Source organism: Pseudoalteromonas sp. SWYJZ19 (assembly GCF_015864375.1).
Classification (GTDB): domain Bacteria; phylum Pseudomonadota; class Gammaproteobacteria; order Enterobacterales; family Alteromonadaceae; genus Pseudoalteromonas; species Pseudoalteromonas arctica.
In genome coordinates this window covers 1-14,032 of record NZ_JADYXI010000019.1, presented here as the reverse complement: position 1 = coordinate 14,032, position 14,032 = coordinate 1, and the positions used below count along the sequence as shown (strand labels likewise).

The following is a 14,032-nucleotide window of genomic DNA, read 5'->3' as shown; positions in this document are numbered from 1 at the left end:
GAAGGTAATAGCACTGTATGTGCCAGTCTCGTTTTAATTATTTTTAAGTAAAACTAATGCTATTAAAACAATTGCTTATGATGAAATTATGTTTTTGGAAGGAAGTTTTTTGATTTTCTGTCGCACGCTGCTGGTGCATAAACTAACCTAGCTGTACTATTAAAGTACAGCTAGGAAAGGTTTTTTAGCCAAAAATAGTGCGCATAAGGCTAATTGTTTCGTTTACACTGCGACCTTTTTGAACTTCACTAACAATTGAATCGCGTTTACTGCGAATATGTTCAGGAATATCGTCAGCAGCAAGAGCACGGTCTACTAAAATTTCTGCAGACTCTTTACCTCTACGCTGAGTTTTACCTGTTGTAGTTGTAGTGCGCTTAGGCTTGCTTAGCAGTTTAATGTAGTTAGAGTTATCTGGTGTTTTAGCATCAGCATAGTGAAAGAAACATGGGATTAGCGCTTTAATAGCAACTAATTGTTCTTCTAACTCATTACTCGGTTTAGCCATTTTGTACCATGACATAGCTTGAATACCTTTTACGATATCTTGCCAGTAACGCTCAAAATCACTATTTTTAAGTTTAGAAACACCAAGGGCACCACATAAAGCATCTAATCGATTATTTGTAATCGGAGTAAATAAATCAGGGCGACGCATTGCAAGCAAACGAGTTGCAGGCGCAAGTGTTGGTTTTTCGTTGTTGTCGGTGAATATTTTTGAATAAGCAGCAACAAATTGTTGATACTCATATTGAGTAATATCACCTTCAAGTGGAATATTTACTAGTGCGTCGTCAAAAGCACCTGGTAAATCACCAAGCATTTGATGGAAGCTCTTTGCACTCTTTGTAGATGCAAACCATTCAACGTCAAAGTTGTATGTGCTTGGATCAAGTGATGCCATGTGCTTACCGCTAAACGCAAGTAAGTCTTCAGTGATCATATCTTTAAGAGACTGTTCACGAATGCTTTTAATGTAGTCTACTAAACGAAGTTGTTCATCAAGTGCAATAACGTCTTTGTGTTGTTCTACAAATACACTTACAACAGGCCACGGAGCAATACGTAAAGTTTTAACCTGTAAAAAGCTGATAGCTGAAATAAGCTGATCGTGTAGCTTTTTAAGTACAGGTAACTGCTGTGGCTCTAGTAAATCGTAGTTCATACGATCTCTGCTAGCATTTAGCAATTCGTAACACCAAGGTAAAAAATCATCAGGGTGGTTTTCTACTTTCACGGCCATAAGGTTAAGGCTTAACTCTGAAGATTGCTTCAGAATGTTCTGATAGATTTGGTTTTCTTGTTCGCCTAGCGTCATTTTTGACGGTGAAATTAGCAGTTTTTTCATGCCTTGTAGAATCTCCGGATTAGATATATATTTTTTTGCTGGTCTATTTTAGCGCAATTACGCTAATAACAACAGCGCTGTCCTTCATACGTTGTAATTGAAGTGACTAAATCGGTATTTTTGCTAATAAAATGAGACTAACGCTTTAATATGTATCAATCATTTTCATCCAGTACAAAGACGCTTTCAACTGAGGTATTAAAATGCTTGGCTATTTTTAGAGCAATTATTACCGAAGGCGTAAACCGGTTTGTTTCTACGGTACTTATTGTTTTGCGCGACACGTTAATAGCATCAGCAAGTTCTTGCTGTGAAAGCCCAGCCTCTTTTCGATACTTTGCTATGTTATTTTGCATATCCACTCCTAATCACGACTTTGCCAAAGCAATGAAGCGCCATATACCAAGAGCACGATACCTAGGTAGAATACCGCCATAGTTGCATGCGAGACCTCGCGAGCTATTTCATCGCCTTTATAAAAAACACCCAGAAGGCAAAATACAAATGCAAAACTTGTATGTTTAAAGGCATTAGTATCAATGGTGTTTAGAAACTCATCTTTACAAGCGTATTGAAAATACATTTTTAACGGAAAGCCTCCTTTAATGAGGTAAATAATCACTATAACCATATAAAAAGAAACGCCCAATCCAACAAATAATAACCCTTCGTTATCGTGCTTTATTAGTGAGTAAACACTGAGAAGTAAACAAACCATGCCTGTGCTTATACTAAGCCATATATTTTGACTCATAAACTTTTCTTCAGTTTTAATATCCTGTTGTTTCATAATATTTATCCTGTAATAGTATTTGATATTTTGTAACCTCTGGGTATCACCGGGTCAGTATTTATTTGTAACCTAAAGGTATCAAAATGTTTCAGGAAAGATTCATATAGAACAGGTAAAATGGTTTTAGTGGCTTTTTTACATCAACTACAATGATTTTAAGGCTAACACTCGCTATGATAAGAACATTATTTGCACGTTTGAAAGGACGATCATGAAAACCTTACTTAAAATTGTAGGTGTAATACTTTTACTATGTATAGCACTAATTGTTGCCGCACCGTTTTTAATTCCTACTGATACTATTTTTAATAAAGTGTCGCAGCAGGTAGAACAAACAACTGGGCGCACTCTTACTATTAAAGGTGATAAAACACTTAGCGTATTCCCTGCATTAAAGTTAGAACTTAACGACGTGCATTTTGCAAATATGGAATCAGGTTCGCGCGCCGATATGGCGAGTATGAAACAGCTTGCTGTACACATACCTTGGTTTTCATTATTTGGTGGTGAGTTTAAATTAGATAAGTTTGTTATAAATGAACCAAATATCCTATTAGAAACTGACAAAAATGGTAAAGCTAATTGGCAGTTGTTTGATGCAGTTGCAGAGCAACCTAAAGAGCAAAGCCAATCAGGTGAAGCGATAAAGCTTCCAGATAACTTTGATATTGAGTTAGGCGAGGTCGCTATTTATGGCGGCACATTTACTTATTTAGATGGTCTAACAGGTGCTAAGCAACAAATTAGTGATTTAGAACTCGCTATTTTACTTCCATCACTTCGTAAAACATTAGAAGTAAAAGGGGGTATTACTTATATGCAGGAGCGTTTTGAGCTTGATATAAAATTAGATACTCCTGCTAAAGCAATTGAAGGTGCTACTTTTAATGTTAAACAAACCTTAGATTCTCGTTTAGTTGATCTAACGTTCGAAGGGAGCATCGCTGGGCAAGGACAAGATATTAAAGGTCAGTTATCACTAAGCGGTGAGTCTGTTAAAAGTATTGCAAAATGGCAAGGTGTAGAGTTAAACGCTAAAGACAATGCTTTTAACGCATTTAGTGTAAACGGTAAAATGCACCTAGCAGGTGAGAAATTTAATTTAGAAGATTTAGTTGCGACGTTAGACGCATTGGAAATAAAAGGTAAGAGCGAGCTTAACCTAGGTAAGCGTTTAGCTGTAAATGCTGATATTGATTTAGGTATGCTTGATTTAAACCCGTACCTGCCTGAAGCAGTAGCAAAACAAGAAGAGCCAGTAGAGCAAAATGATAAGCCTGCGGAGCCAATAGTATGGGATGACACTAAAATTGATCTAAGTGCGTTAAATTCACTAGATGCGAATGTAGTTATTCGTTCAAGTGGATTAAAAGCTAACGATATTAAGTTGGGCGCAAATCAATTTACTGTTGCTTTAAAAAATAGCATTGCAAAACTAAGCCTAGATAGCTTTTCTGCTTATGAAGGGTCAGGTAAAGGCGTTATCAATGTAAACGCACAACAAGTACCTTATAAAATATCAACTAACTTTGACTTAGCTGGTATAGATGCACAGCCTTTATTAACTGATGCGGCAGGTTTTGACAAGCTAATGGGTAAGGGGTCTTTAAATTGGAACCTAAACACAACTGGCCAAAGTCAAAAGTCGTTTATTGGTGCGCTTAACGGAAAACTTGGATTTGAGTTTGCTGATGGAGCCGTAAAAGGTGCGAATATAGCTGAGATGGTTCGTAAAGGTAAGGAACTCATTTCAGGAAACTTTGGTGCTGCGTCTGAAGGGCTGGATACTGGGTTTGAAGAATCAGAGCAAACAGATTTCTCTGCACTAACGGGAAGCTTCAACTTTACTAATGGTGTTGGCAAAAATACTGATTTATCACTTATTAGCCCACTTATTAGAATATCTGGTGAAGGGGACGTCGATTTACCGCAAACAATGGTTAACTACCGTTTGGTTACGGGCATAGTTGGATCAATCGAAGGACAGGGAACTACTGATGACAGTAGTGGCTTTAAAATACCATTACGTATAAAAGGGCCTTTCCATGATGTTGGTATAAAGCTTGATATAGGCAATGCGCTCAAAGATGAAGCTAAGCAGAAAGTCGATGAGGCTAAAGAAAAAGCCAAAGACAAAGCAAAAGATAAGATTAAAGATAAATTAAAAGGTTTATTTGGTTAATCAACTACAGCTAACGTAAACAAGGCACTTATATAGTGCCTTGTTTGTTTTGTAACCATCTGTAAAATAGCTACATAGCCGTAATTACTCAACTTTAATAACCATACACTCCAAATTAATTAAAAAATAACCTATCGCTACCCCCTCAATGCTGGTACAATTGCCCGCCCTTAAGAGACAACTCGTTTGTTTTTTGATTGGGATTTAATCGAAATGTCTGATTTTTAAACGAATTTTAGACACGTTGTAATTACTACACCGGAGGTCATTAACATGATCCAAATGCAAACTCAGCTGGAAGTTGCTGATAACAGCGGCGCTCGCAAAGTGCAGTGTATAAAAGTCCTTGGTGGTTCACACCGTCGCTACGCAGCGATTGGCGACATCATTAAAGTTTCTGTAAAAGAAGCTATTCCTCGCGGTAAAGTGAAGAAAGGTGATGTTAAAAACGCGGTAGTTGTGCGTACCAGAAAAGGTGTTCGCCGTCCAGATGGTTCTCTGATCCGTTTTGACAGCAACGCGGCTGTTATCTTAAATGATAACTTGCAGCCAATTGGTACACGTATTTTCGGCCCTGTGACTCGCGAACTTCGTAATGATAAGTTCATGAAAATCGTTTCACTAGCCCCAGAAGTACTGTAAGGAGCCAATCATGGCAGCAAAAATACGTCGTGATGACGAAGTAATCGTACTAGCAGGTAAAGACAAAGGTAAGCGCGGAAAAGTGCTTTCAGTTGTTACTGAATCTGGTCGAATCTTTGTCGAAGGCATAAACTTGATCAAGAAACACCAAAAGCCGGTTCCACAATTGAACCAAGCTGGCGGCATTGTTGAGAAAGAAGCATCTATGGATGCATCAAACGTTGCGATCTTCAACTCGGAAACGAGTAAAGCTGATCGTGTAGGTTTCAAGATTGAAGATGGTAAGAAATTACGTATCTTTAAATCTACTGGTAAAACTATCTAATAGTTGGAGTAGAATGATGGCGAAACTGCATGAAGTATATAAAGACAAAGTAGTTGCTGAACTTCAAGAGAAGTTTGGTTTCAGCTCTGTCATGCAAGTCCCTCAGATCGAAAAGATCACATTGAATATGGGCGTGGGCGAAGCCCTAGCTGACAAGAAGATTTTAGATAACGCAGTAGCGGATCTAGCAGCAATCTCTGGTCAGAAACCTCTAATCACTAAAGCACGCAAATCTGTTGCTGGCTTCAAAGTGCGTGAAGGTTACCCGATTGGTTGTAAAGTAACCCTACGCGGTGAGCGTATGTGGGACTTTTTTGAGCGTTTGGTATCAATCGCTATCCCACGTATTCGTGACTTCCGTGGCGTAAGTGCTAAGTCTTTTGATGGACGTGGCAACTACAGCATGGGCGTACGTGAACAAATCATCTTCCCAGAAATCGATTACGATAAAGTAGACCGTGTACGCGGTATGGATATTACTATCACTACTTCTGCGAAATCTGATGAGGAAGGCCGTGCGTTGTTAGAAGCGTTTAACTTCCCATTTAAGAAATAAGGGTAGGGTTATGGCAAAGAATTCTATGAAAGCGCGCGAAGCAAAGCGCACAAAACTAGTTGCTCAGTTCGCTGAAAAGCGCGCGGCACTAAAAGCTATCATCAGTGATGTTAATACATCTGAAGATGATCGTTGGGACGCGGTACTTAAGCTACAAGCTTTACCTCGTGATTCTAGCCCTGCACGTCAACGTAATCGTTGTAACATTACGGGCCGCCCACATGGTTTCCTTCGCAAATTCGGCATGAGCCGTATTAAAGTTCGCGAAGCAGCTATGCGCGGTGAAATTCCTGGCCTTAAAAAGGCTAGCTGGTAATAGAATCATGGGAGTAAGACTATGAGCTTGCAAGATCCTATCGCGGATTTGTTCACACGAATTCGTAACGGTCAATCAGCGAAGAAAGTATCTGTAACGATGCCAACTTCAAAGCTGAAAGTAGCATTAGCTAAAGTACTAAAAGACGAAGGTTATATCGTAGATTTCGCCGTTAACGGTGAAACTAAACCTGAGCTTTCTATCGAATTGAAGTACTTCGAAGGCAAAGCTGTAATTGAAAATATCCAGCGTGTAAGTCGCCCTGGTCTACGTATCTATAAGAAACGTGACCAATTACCTAAGGTAATGGGTGGTCTTGGTATCGCTATCGTATCAACTTCTAAAGGCCTAATGACAGACCGCACAGCACGTAGTGCTGGTGTTGGTGGTGAAATCATTGGTTTTGTAGCTTAATCGGAGGGGAACTATGTCTCGCATAGCAAAGGCACCAATTACTGTTCCTGCCGGTGTAGAAGTTACATTAAAAGGCCAGGAAATCACAGTTAAAGGCAAAAACGGTGAACTTACTCGTACTATCAACAACGCTGTTGAAGTACAAGTTAATGACAACGTTATTACTACTTTACCTCGTGATGGCGTAGCTAATGCATGGGCTCAAGCAGGTACTGCTCGCGCTCTAATCAACAACATGGTTGTTGGTACGCATGAAGGTTACGAGAAGAAACTTCAGTTAGTAGGCGTGGGTTACCGTGCTGCAGCTAAGGGTAAAACATTAGATTTAACTCTTGGCTTCTCACACCCAGTTAATTTCGCAGTTCCTGAAGGAATTACGATTGAAACTCCAAGCCAAACAGAAGTTCTAGTTAAGGGCGTAGATAAGCAGTTAGTTGGTCAAACAGCTGCTAACATTCGTGCATACCGTAAACCTGAGCCTTATAAAGGCAAGGGTGTTCGTTATTCAGATGAGAATGTACGCCGTAAAGAGGCTAAGAAGAAGTAAGGTAAGACGATGGATAAAAAAACAGCTCGTCTACGTCGTGCTAAACGCACTCGTAGAAATTATATTGAACAAGGCACAACGCGTCTTGTTATCCACCGCACGCCACGTCACATCTACGCTCAAGTTGTAAATGCTGAGGGTAATGTACTGGCTGCTGCTTCTACTGTTGAAAAGGCTATTAGCGAAACAGTTAAAGGCACCGGTAACGTTGAAGCTGCGCAAGCAGTTGGCAAAGCGGTTGCTGAACGTGCGGCTGACAAAGGCATCGAAAAGATTGCTTTTGATCGCAGTGGCTTTAAATATCACGGCCGTGTGAAGGCGCTAGCTGATGCTGCGCGTGAAGCCGGTTTGCAATTCTAGGAGTAGACTATGGCTAACGTAGAAGCAAAGCAACAACAGCCTGATCTAGCTGAAAAGCTAATCGCGGTGAACCGTGTGTCTAAAGTAGTTAAAGGTGGTCGTATCTTTAGCTTTACTGCACTAACTGTAGTTGGTGATGGCGCAGGTAAAGTAGGTTTCGGTTATGGTAAAGCACGTGAAGTTCCAGCTGCTATTCAAAAAGCAATGGAAAAAGCACGTCGTAACATGATCAACGTAGACCTAAATGGCAACACATTACAGCATCCTGTTAAGGGACGTCATGCTGGCTCACTAGTGTTCATGAAACCAGCATCTGAAGGTACTGGTATCATTGCAGGTGGTGCTATGCGTGCAGTACTTGAAGTGACTGGTGTGCAGAACGTACTTTCTAAATGTTACGGTTCTACTAACCCAATCAACGTGGTACGTGCAACGATTTCGGCTCTTGAGAATATGAATTCTCCACAGTCAATCGCTGCAAAACGTGGCCTTCGCGTAGACGAAATACTGGGGTAACCATGGCAAATCAAACTGTAAAAGTAACACAAGTAAAAAGCTCTATCGGTCGTTTACCGAAACATAAAGCTACATTACGCGGTCTTGGTTTACGTCGTATCAACCACACTGTTGAGTTAGAAGACACAGCATGTGTACGTGGTATGATAAACAAGGTTTCTTACATGGTTAAGGTAGAGGGTTAATTCGATGCATTTGAATACACTTTCACCTGCTGCAGGTTCAAAAACTGCTCCAAAACGTGTTGGTCGTGGTATCGGTTCTGGTCTAGGTAAGACTGGTGGTCGTGGTCACAAAGGTCAAAAATCACGTTCTGGCGGCAAAGTACGCGTTGGTTTTGAAGGCGGTCAAATGCCTATGCAACGTCGTCTACCTAAATTTGGTTTTACTTCTCGCAAATCTTTAGTATCTGCAGAAATAAACCTTTTTGAAATCGCTAAAGTAGAAGGCGATGTGGTAGACCTAAGCGCGTTACAAGCAGCTGGTCTAGTTAAAAAGAACGTTCTTTTCGTTAAAGTTGTTAAATCTGGCGAAGTTTCACGCGCTGTTACCGTTAAAGGCCTTAAAGCCTCTAAAGGTGCTCGCGAAGCTATTGAAGCTGCCGGAGGCAAGGTAGAAGACTAAGGAAGTACTAATGGCTAAACCAGGTCAAGATACAAAAAGTGCACAAGGTGGACTTTCGGAATTGAAGCGCCGATTACTCTTCGTATTGGGTGCTATCATAATTTACCGTCTAGGTTCATTTGTGCCGATCCCTGGGATTGACGCCGCTGTACTTGCCGATTTCTTCGAGCAACAAAAGGGCACCATTGTTGAGATGTTCAACATGTTCAGTGGTGGTGCACTTGAGCGAGCTTCAGTGTTAGCACTGGGTATTATGCCGTATATCTCGGCTTCGATTATTACGCAACTATTAACGCATATGTATCCTCCGTTTATAGAGCTTAAGAAAGAAGGTGAGCAAGGGCGTAAAAAAATTAGCCAGTACACACGCTATGGCACGCTTGTGCTAGCTACTATTCAATCAATCGGTATTGCTTCTAGCTTACCGGGCATGATGGAGGGGTTAGTTGTTAACCCTGGTATGGGTTTCTATTTCACCGCAGTGGTGAGTTTAGTAACTGGTACTATGTTCCTTATGTGGTTGGGTGAACAAATAACAGAGCGCGGTATCGGTAACGGTATCTCTGTTCTAATATTTGTTGGTATTGTAGCTAACTTGCCGTCTGCTATTGGTTCGACAGTCGAAATGGCGCGCCAAGGTGATTTGAATGTTTTTGTACTGTTGATGGTTGCGGTAATCGTATTCGCTGTTACTTATCTTGTAGTGTTTTTCGAACGTGGACAACGTCGTATTGTTGTTAACTACGCTAAACGCCAACAAGGTCGTCAAGTATTTGCTGCTCAAAGCACGCATTTACCACTAAAAGTAAATATGGCGGGTGTTATTCCACCAATCTTCGCTAGCAGTATAATTCTGTTCCCTGGTACAATTGCTAGCTGGTTCGGCCAAGGTGAAGGTCCAGTCGCTGATGTATTACAAGCTGTTGCTACTACGTTGACCCCAGGTCAACCGTTGTACTCACTTGTTTTAGCTGCGGCTATTATCTTCTTCTGCTTTTTCTACACAGCGTTGGTTTTTAACCCACGTGAAACAGCAGATAACCTTAAGAAATCTGGCGCATTTATCCCAGGTATTCGTCCAGGTGAGCAGACATCTAAATACATTGATAAAGTGATGACACGCCTGACATTGGCAGGTGCTTTGTATATAACCTTTATCTGTCTGGTGCCTGAATTCATGACGATGGCGTGGCAAACGCCATTCTACTTCGGCGGTACATCAGTTTTGATTATCGTTGTAGTGATCATGGACTTTATGGCACAAGTACAGACTCACCTGATGTCTCATCAGTATGATTCTGTGCTGAAAAAAGCGAACCTTAAAGGCTACGGTCGATAAGGTCAGTTTACGGAGTTGAGCAATGAAAGTACGTGCTTCCGTTAAGAAAATATGCCGTAACTGTAAAGTTATTAAACGTGCTGGTGTAGTACGCGTAATTTGCAGTGAGCCTAAGCATAAGCAAAGGCAAGGTTAAGTAAACAGCGTGCAGGCTGAGTTTTCTCGGCCTGTGTTTTTAGTAGTAATTTGGTCTTCGTTTGAGTATCCTTACGGGCTTTTCAAACAGATGATTACCAAATTCGAATATAGGAGATGTGTTAGTGGCCCGTATTGCTGGCATTAACGTCCCTGATCATAAACATGCAGTTATTGGTTTAACAGCTATTTATGGCATAGGTAAGACTCGCTCTAAGGCTATCTTAGTAGCGACTGGTATCGCCGAAACCACAAAAATCGGTGAACTTTCAGACGAAATTCTTGACGTACTGCGTGATGCAGTTGGCAAGTACACTGTTGAAGGTGATCTTCGTCGTGAAGTTACTTTAAATATCAAGCGCCTTATGGACCTTGGTTGTTATCGTGGCCTACGTCACCGTCGCTCTTTACCACTACGTGGTCAAAGAACTAAGACTAACGCGCGCACCCGCAAGGGTCCTCGTAAGCCTATTAAGCGATAAGGGGATAGTATTATGGCTAAGACACCAATTCGTCGTAAAAAGGTTAAAAAACAAGTTGCTGATGGTATGGCTCATGTTCATGCGTCTTTCAACAACACTATTGTAACGATTACCGACCGTCAAGGTAATGCACTATCATGGGCTACTGCCGGTGGTTCAGGTTTCCGTGGTTCACGTAAATCTACACCATTTGCTGCTCAGGTTGCTGCAGAGCGTGCAGGTACTGCTGCTCAAGAATACGGTTTAAAAAATCTAGAAGTTTTCATCAAAGGTCCAGGTCCAGGTCGTGAATCTGCTGTACGTGCTTTGAATGCTGCTGGTTACCGTATTACCAACATTACTGACGTGACGCCTATACCACATAATGGTTGTCGTCCACCGAAGAAACGTCGCGTTTAACAATAGGTTAGGAGAAATAACATGGCAAGATATTTGGGCCCTAAGCTCAAGCTGAGTCGTCGTGAAGGTACTGACCTGTTCCTTAAGAGCGGCGTAAGAGCTATCGACTCTAAGTGTAAACTTGAGACTGCACCTGGTCAGCACGGCGCCCGTAAAGGTCGTTTATCTGATTACGGTTTACAATTACGTGAAAAGCAAAAAGTACGTCGTATATACGGTGTATTAGAAAAGCAATTCCGTAACTACTACAAAGAAGCTGCTCGCCTTAAGGGTAATACAGGTGAAAACTTGTTACAGCTTTTAGAGCAACGTTTAGACAATGTTGTATATCGCATGGGTTTTGCTAGCACACGTGCAGAAGCACGTCAGTTAGTAAGCCATAAAGCGATTTTAGTTAATGGTCGTGTTGTGAACATTCCTTCATACGTAATTACTCCAGAAGATACTGTTGTAATCCGTGAGAAGTCTAAGACACAAGCACGTATCATCGCTGCTCTAGAGTTGGCTGAGCAACGTGAAAAGCCGACTTGGGTTGAAGTTGACGGTAAGAAATTGGAAGGCAGCTTTAAGCGTCTACCTGAGCGTTCAGACCTGTCTGCGGACATTAATGAACAACTAATCGTCGAACTTTACTCTAAGTAAAGTTAAGAGTTAAGAGAGGATAAAATGCAGGGTTCTGTTACAGAATTTCTAAAACCAAGGTTAGTCGACATCGACGCTATCAACCCAACGCGTTCTAAAATAGTTTTAGAACCATTAGAGCGTGGCTTTGGCCATACTCTGGGTAATGCTTTACGCCGTATATTACTTTCATCTATGCCTGGATGTGCAGTAACTGAAGTTGAAATCGACGGTGTATTACATGAGTACAGCGCGAAAGAAGGCGTTCAAGAAGACATCATTGAAATACTATTAAACCTTAAAGGTTTAGCAGTAACGTTAGAAGGCAAAGATGAAGTTTTTCTGACCCTGACTAAATCTGGTGTAGGCCCTGTTACTGCGGCTGATATTCAGCACGATGGCGATGTAACAATTGCTAATCCAGATCACGTTATTTGTAATTTAACTACAAATAACAGCGAGATCAGCATGCGTATTCGTGTTGAACGTGGTCGTGGTTATGTGCCGGCATCTAGTCGTTTATCCTCTGATGACGATGAGCGTCCAATTGGTAGATTGTTGCTTGATGCATCATTTAGCCCAGTTGAACGTATTGCGTACTCGGTTGAATCAGCTCGAGTTGAGCAACGTACAGATTTAGACAAGTTAATCATTGATATGGAAACAAACGGCACTTTAGATCCAGAAGAAGCGATCCGCCGTGCGTCTACTATCTTAGCTGAGCAATTAGATGCATTCGTAGATTTACGTGATGTAACTGAGCCAGAAGAGAAAGAAGAGAAGCCAGAATTCGATCCTATTCTACTTCGTCCAGTTGATGACCTTGAATTAACAGTACGCTCAGCAAATTGTTTGAAAGCCGAGCAAATTCAATATATCGGTGATTTAGTTCAGCGCACTGAAGTTGAGCTTCTTAAAACACCTAATTTAGGTAAGAAGTCTCTAACTGAAATTAAAGACGTGCTAGCTTCACGTGGACTTTCTCTGGGCATGCGCCTAGAAAATTGGCCACCTGCAAGTTTAGCTGAATAATCTAAATCACTATATTAGTTTAGTTAGAAGGATAGGGTCATGCGCCATCGTAAGAGTGGTCGTCAATTAAACCGTAACAGTAGCCATCGTAAAGCGATGTTTAGCAATATGGCAGGTTCTTTGGTGAAACATGAAATCATCAAAACTACTTTGCCTAAAGCGAAAGAGTTACGTCGTGTAATTGAACCTTTAATCACACTGGCTAAGACTGACAGTGTAGCAAATCGCCGTTTAGCGTTTGCTCGCACGCGTGATAATGAAGTTGTTGGTAAATTATTCAGTGAAATCGGTCCACGTAACGCGGATCGTCCAGGTGGTTACACTCGTATTCTTAAGTGTGGCTTCCGTACTGGTGATAATGCACCAATGGCTTATATTGAACTAGTTGGTCGCCCAGCGACTAGCGAAGCAGTTCAAGAAGACGCACAGTCTGCAGAGTAAGTCTTAAAGAAACCTAAAAGCCGAGCCTATGCTCGGCTTTTTCTTGCCTAAAATTTGTCAAACTATATGAACCAGTTATTACCTTCTATTATGGGCAATGACTCATATATTCTGAATTGATAAGTTGTTTTGACAGCTGCTTTAATAGCTCTATCTAATTACTCTTTATTTACCATTCATTCAAAATAGCCTATCAGATTCTAGTTAAAGATCATTTCCACTATATATTGTGATTTACAGCTATTAATAATACCGCCGCGAATTGAGCTACAATTAGAGCAATCCCTAACGAAGTTTCTACTTATAGAGCTGATTAAAAGATATAACGTGCGTACTCTTATAAATATACCGGTACTAAGAACCTCAGAGTAAAGTTAACCATTACGGCCTAAGTAAACTTCCTCCTAAAATATGTAAAACTATTATTAAACATAGGCTGATCAATTTAATTCTCAGCTTTTGATTAATTTAAATGATTATAGGAATACGACTCTTGCTCTATTGGTTGTTTTTTCCGCATCGATGATCGAAATGTGTCTGTACCCGTTAGTAGTTGCCACAACTTTCATCTCAAATAGCTCTATGAACCTATTAATAATGGTAGTTTAGTTGTGTTTTTGAGCGTTTAGCTCAAATACTCAGCGAACAGCACATTATTTCAAGTTTTCTTCAAAAAAGGGTTGATCTGTTTTCGGATCTCCCTATAATGCGACCCCACTGAGACGGGAAACGCCAACGCATAGCGAGGCACGAACAACTCAGGGTGTTAAGTAAAACTTAGATAGAATATTTTTAGAAAGTTTAAATTTAAGTGTTGACAAAAAAATAGGAAAGCGTAATATGCGCAGCCCTAGCGAGATAAAGTTTAACTTTATAATCGCAACGTTCTTTAACAATATAAAGCAATCATCTGTGTGGGCACTCGTACAGATTGAGTTCTAACAGCCAACCTACTTAGGT

The 14,032-nt window shown here is 40.8% G+C and carries 21 protein-coding genes; 18 read left to right on the top strand and 3 right to left on the bottom strand.

Going from position 1 to position 14,032, the window contains the following annotated elements; all coding sequences use genetic code 11:
- Positions 1-184: 184 nt before the first annotated feature.
- From I6F45_RS16530 to I6F45_RS16520, 3 genes are all read right to left on the bottom strand, one after another.
- A complete protein-coding gene (locus tag I6F45_RS16530; protein ID WP_197161183.1) occupies positions 185-1,348 on the bottom strand; it encodes a hypothetical protein in 1,164 nt (387 codons plus the stop codon).
- Positions 1,349-1,503: 155 nt separating this feature from the next.
- Positions 1,504-1,704: a helix-turn-helix transcriptional regulator gene (locus tag I6F45_RS16525; protein WP_197161180.1), complete on the bottom strand. Its 201-nt coding sequence runs from the start codon at positions 1,702-1,704 to the stop codon at positions 1,504-1,506.
- Positions 1,705-1,712: 8 nt separating this feature from the next.
- Positions 1,713-2,138 (bottom strand): hypothetical protein, encoded by a 426-nt coding sequence (locus I6F45_RS16520; protein WP_197161178.1) that lies wholly within the window; start codon positions 2,136-2,138, stop codon positions 1,713-1,715.
- 214 nt (positions 2,139-2,352) lie between these two features.
- On the opposite strand from I6F45_RS16520, the gene I6F45_RS16515 reads away from it, so the two are divergent.
- From I6F45_RS16515 to rplQ, 18 genes are all read left to right on the top strand, one after another.
- Complete coding sequence (locus I6F45_RS16515) at positions 2,353-4,323, top strand: AsmA family protein (protein ID WP_197161176.1); 1,971 nt, start codon at positions 2,353-2,355, stop codon at positions 4,321-4,323.
- A gap of 273 nt (positions 4,324-4,596) precedes the next feature.
- Positions 4,597-4,965 (top strand): 50S ribosomal protein L14, encoded by a 369-nt coding sequence (gene rplN / locus I6F45_RS16510; RefSeq protein ID WP_002959498.1) that lies wholly within the window; start codon positions 4,597-4,599, stop codon positions 4,963-4,965.
- A 10-nt stretch (positions 4,966-4,975) separates the two neighbouring features.
- Positions 4,976-5,290: a 50S ribosomal protein L24 gene (gene rplX, locus I6F45_RS16505; protein ID WP_002959496.1), complete on the top strand. Its 315-nt coding sequence runs from the start codon at positions 4,976-4,978 to the stop codon at positions 5,288-5,290.
- A 16-nt stretch (positions 5,291-5,306) separates the two neighbouring features.
- A complete protein-coding gene (gene rplE / locus I6F45_RS16500) occupies positions 5,307-5,846 on the top strand; it encodes a 50S ribosomal protein L5 (protein ID WP_010554915.1) in 540 nt (179 codons plus the stop codon).
- Positions 5,847-5,856: 10 nt separating this feature from the next.
- Complete coding sequence (gene rpsN, locus I6F45_RS16495; protein WP_010554914.1) at positions 5,857-6,162, top strand: 30S ribosomal protein S14; 306 nt, start codon at positions 5,857-5,859, stop codon at positions 6,160-6,162.
- Between the two features lie 21 nt (positions 6,163-6,183).
- Positions 6,184-6,576, top strand: a complete 393-nt coding sequence (gene rpsH, locus I6F45_RS16490) for a 30S ribosomal protein S8 (RefSeq protein WP_007584660.1) — start codon at positions 6,184-6,186, stop codon at positions 6,574-6,576.
- 13 nt (positions 6,577-6,589) lie between these two features.
- Entirely contained in the window at positions 6,590-7,123 is a 534-nt protein-coding gene (gene rplF, locus I6F45_RS16485; protein ID WP_002959488.1) for a 50S ribosomal protein L6, read from the top strand.
- Positions 7,124-7,132: 9 nt separating this feature from the next.
- Complete coding sequence (rplR, locus tag I6F45_RS16480; protein WP_002959486.1) at positions 7,133-7,483, top strand: 50S ribosomal protein L18; 351 nt, start codon at positions 7,133-7,135, stop codon at positions 7,481-7,483.
- 9 nt (positions 7,484-7,492) lie between these two features.
- Positions 7,493-7,999 carry a 30S ribosomal protein S5 gene (gene rpsE / locus I6F45_RS16475; RefSeq protein WP_002959485.1) on the top strand — a complete coding sequence of 169 codons (507 nt, stop codon included), beginning with the start codon at positions 7,493-7,495 and terminating at the stop codon, positions 7,997-7,999.
- A gap of 2 nt (positions 8,000-8,001) precedes the next feature.
- Positions 8,002-8,184 carry a 50S ribosomal protein L30 gene (gene rpmD, locus I6F45_RS16470; RefSeq protein WP_002959482.1) on the top strand — a complete coding sequence of 61 codons (183 nt, stop codon included), beginning with the start codon at positions 8,002-8,004 and terminating at the stop codon, positions 8,182-8,184.
- Positions 8,185-8,188: 4 nt separating this feature from the next.
- Positions 8,189-8,623 carry a 50S ribosomal protein L15 gene (rplO, locus tag I6F45_RS16465; protein WP_002959480.1) on the top strand — a complete coding sequence of 145 codons (435 nt, stop codon included), beginning with the start codon at positions 8,189-8,191 and terminating at the stop codon, positions 8,621-8,623.
- 10 nt (positions 8,624-8,633) lie between these two features.
- The gene (gene secY, locus I6F45_RS16460) at positions 8,634-9,962 is read left to right on the top strand and encodes a preprotein translocase subunit SecY (RefSeq protein ID WP_007584663.1); all 1,329 of its coding nucleotides are present in this window, start codon (positions 8,634-8,636) and stop codon (positions 9,960-9,962) included.
- A gap of 22 nt (positions 9,963-9,984) precedes the next feature.
- Positions 9,985-10,098, top strand: a complete 114-nt coding sequence (gene rpmJ / locus I6F45_RS16455) for a 50S ribosomal protein L36 (RefSeq protein ID WP_002959476.1) — start codon at positions 9,985-9,987, stop codon at positions 10,096-10,098.
- A gap of 124 nt (positions 10,099-10,222) precedes the next feature.
- Complete coding sequence (gene rpsM / locus I6F45_RS16450; RefSeq protein WP_007584664.1) at positions 10,223-10,579, top strand: 30S ribosomal protein S13; 357 nt, start codon at positions 10,223-10,225, stop codon at positions 10,577-10,579.
- A 12-nt stretch (positions 10,580-10,591) separates the two neighbouring features.
- A complete protein-coding gene (gene rpsK, locus I6F45_RS16445) occupies positions 10,592-10,978 on the top strand; it encodes a 30S ribosomal protein S11 (RefSeq protein ID WP_002959471.1) in 387 nt (128 codons plus the stop codon).
- A 21-nt stretch (positions 10,979-10,999) separates the two neighbouring features.
- Positions 11,000-11,620: a 30S ribosomal protein S4 gene (rpsD, locus tag I6F45_RS16440; protein ID WP_002959461.1), complete on the top strand. Its 621-nt coding sequence runs from the start codon at positions 11,000-11,002 to the stop codon at positions 11,618-11,620.
- Between the two features lie 24 nt (positions 11,621-11,644).
- The gene (locus I6F45_RS16435) at positions 11,645-12,631 is read left to right on the top strand and encodes a DNA-directed RNA polymerase subunit alpha (protein WP_002959452.1); all 987 of its coding nucleotides are present in this window, start codon (positions 11,645-11,647) and stop codon (positions 12,629-12,631) included.
- A 39-nt stretch (positions 12,632-12,670) separates the two neighbouring features.
- Positions 12,671-13,072 carry a 50S ribosomal protein L17 gene (gene rplQ / locus I6F45_RS16430; RefSeq protein WP_002959450.1) on the top strand — a complete coding sequence of 134 codons (402 nt, stop codon included), beginning with the start codon at positions 12,671-12,673 and terminating at the stop codon, positions 13,070-13,072.
- Positions 13,073-14,032: the final 960 nt, after the last annotated feature.

Bases quoted from the DNA above. Each gene is read 5' to 3' on its own strand.
- I6F45_RS16525 (WP_197161180.1), bottom strand. From the start codon at position 1,704: ATGCAAAATAACATAGCAAAGTATCGAAAAGAGGCTGGGCTTTCACAG.
- I6F45_RS16435 (WP_002959452.1), top strand. From the start codon at position 11,645: ATGCAGGGTTCTGTTACAGAATTTCTAAAACCAAGGTTAGTCGACATC.
- rplQ (WP_002959450.1), top strand. From the start codon at position 12,671: ATGCGCCATCGTAAGAGTGGTCGTCAATTAAACCGTAACAGTAGCCAT.
- rplX (WP_002959496.1), top strand. From the start codon at position 4,976: ATGGCAGCAAAAATACGTCGTGATGACGAAGTAATCGTACTAGCAGGT.
- I6F45_RS16530 (WP_197161183.1), bottom strand. From the start codon at position 1,348: ATGAAAAAACTGCTAATTTCACCGTCAAAAATGACGCTAGGCGAACAA.
- rplE (WP_010554915.1), top strand. From the start codon at position 5,307: ATGGCGAAACTGCATGAAGTATATAAAGACAAAGTAGTTGCTGAACTT.
- rpsD (WP_002959461.1), top strand. From the start codon at position 11,000: ATGGCAAGATATTTGGGCCCTAAGCTCAAGCTGAGTCGTCGTGAAGGT.
- I6F45_RS16515 (WP_197161176.1), top strand. From the start codon at position 2,353: ATGAAAACCTTACTTAAAATTGTAGGTGTAATACTTTTACTATGTATA.
- rpsN (WP_010554914.1), top strand. From the start codon at position 5,857: ATGGCAAAGAATTCTATGAAAGCGCGCGAAGCAAAGCGCACAAAACTA.
- rpsE (WP_002959485.1), top strand. From the start codon at position 7,493: ATGGCTAACGTAGAAGCAAAGCAACAACAGCCTGATCTAGCTGAAAAG.
- secY (WP_007584663.1), top strand. From the start codon at position 8,634: ATGGCTAAACCAGGTCAAGATACAAAAAGTGCACAAGGTGGACTTTCG.
- I6F45_RS16520 (WP_197161178.1), bottom strand. From the start codon at position 2,138: ATGAAACAACAGGATATTAAAACTGAAGAAAAGTTTATGAGTCAAAAT.
- rplO (WP_002959480.1), top strand. From the start codon at position 8,189: ATGCATTTGAATACACTTTCACCTGCTGCAGGTTCAAAAACTGCTCCA.
- rpsH (WP_007584660.1), top strand. From the start codon at position 6,184: ATGAGCTTGCAAGATCCTATCGCGGATTTGTTCACACGAATTCGTAAC.
- rpmD (WP_002959482.1), top strand. From the start codon at position 8,002: ATGGCAAATCAAACTGTAAAAGTAACACAAGTAAAAAGCTCTATCGGT.
- rplR (WP_002959486.1), top strand. From the start codon at position 7,133: ATGGATAAAAAAACAGCTCGTCTACGTCGTGCTAAACGCACTCGTAGA.
- rplF (WP_002959488.1), top strand. From the start codon at position 6,590: ATGTCTCGCATAGCAAAGGCACCAATTACTGTTCCTGCCGGTGTAGAA.
- rpmJ (WP_002959476.1), top strand. From the start codon at position 9,985: ATGAAAGTACGTGCTTCCGTTAAGAAAATATGCCGTAACTGTAAAGTT.
- rpsK (WP_002959471.1), top strand. From the start codon at position 10,592: ATGGCTAAGACACCAATTCGTCGTAAAAAGGTTAAAAAACAAGTTGCT.
- rplN (WP_002959498.1), top strand. From the start codon at position 4,597: ATGATCCAAATGCAAACTCAGCTGGAAGTTGCTGATAACAGCGGCGCT.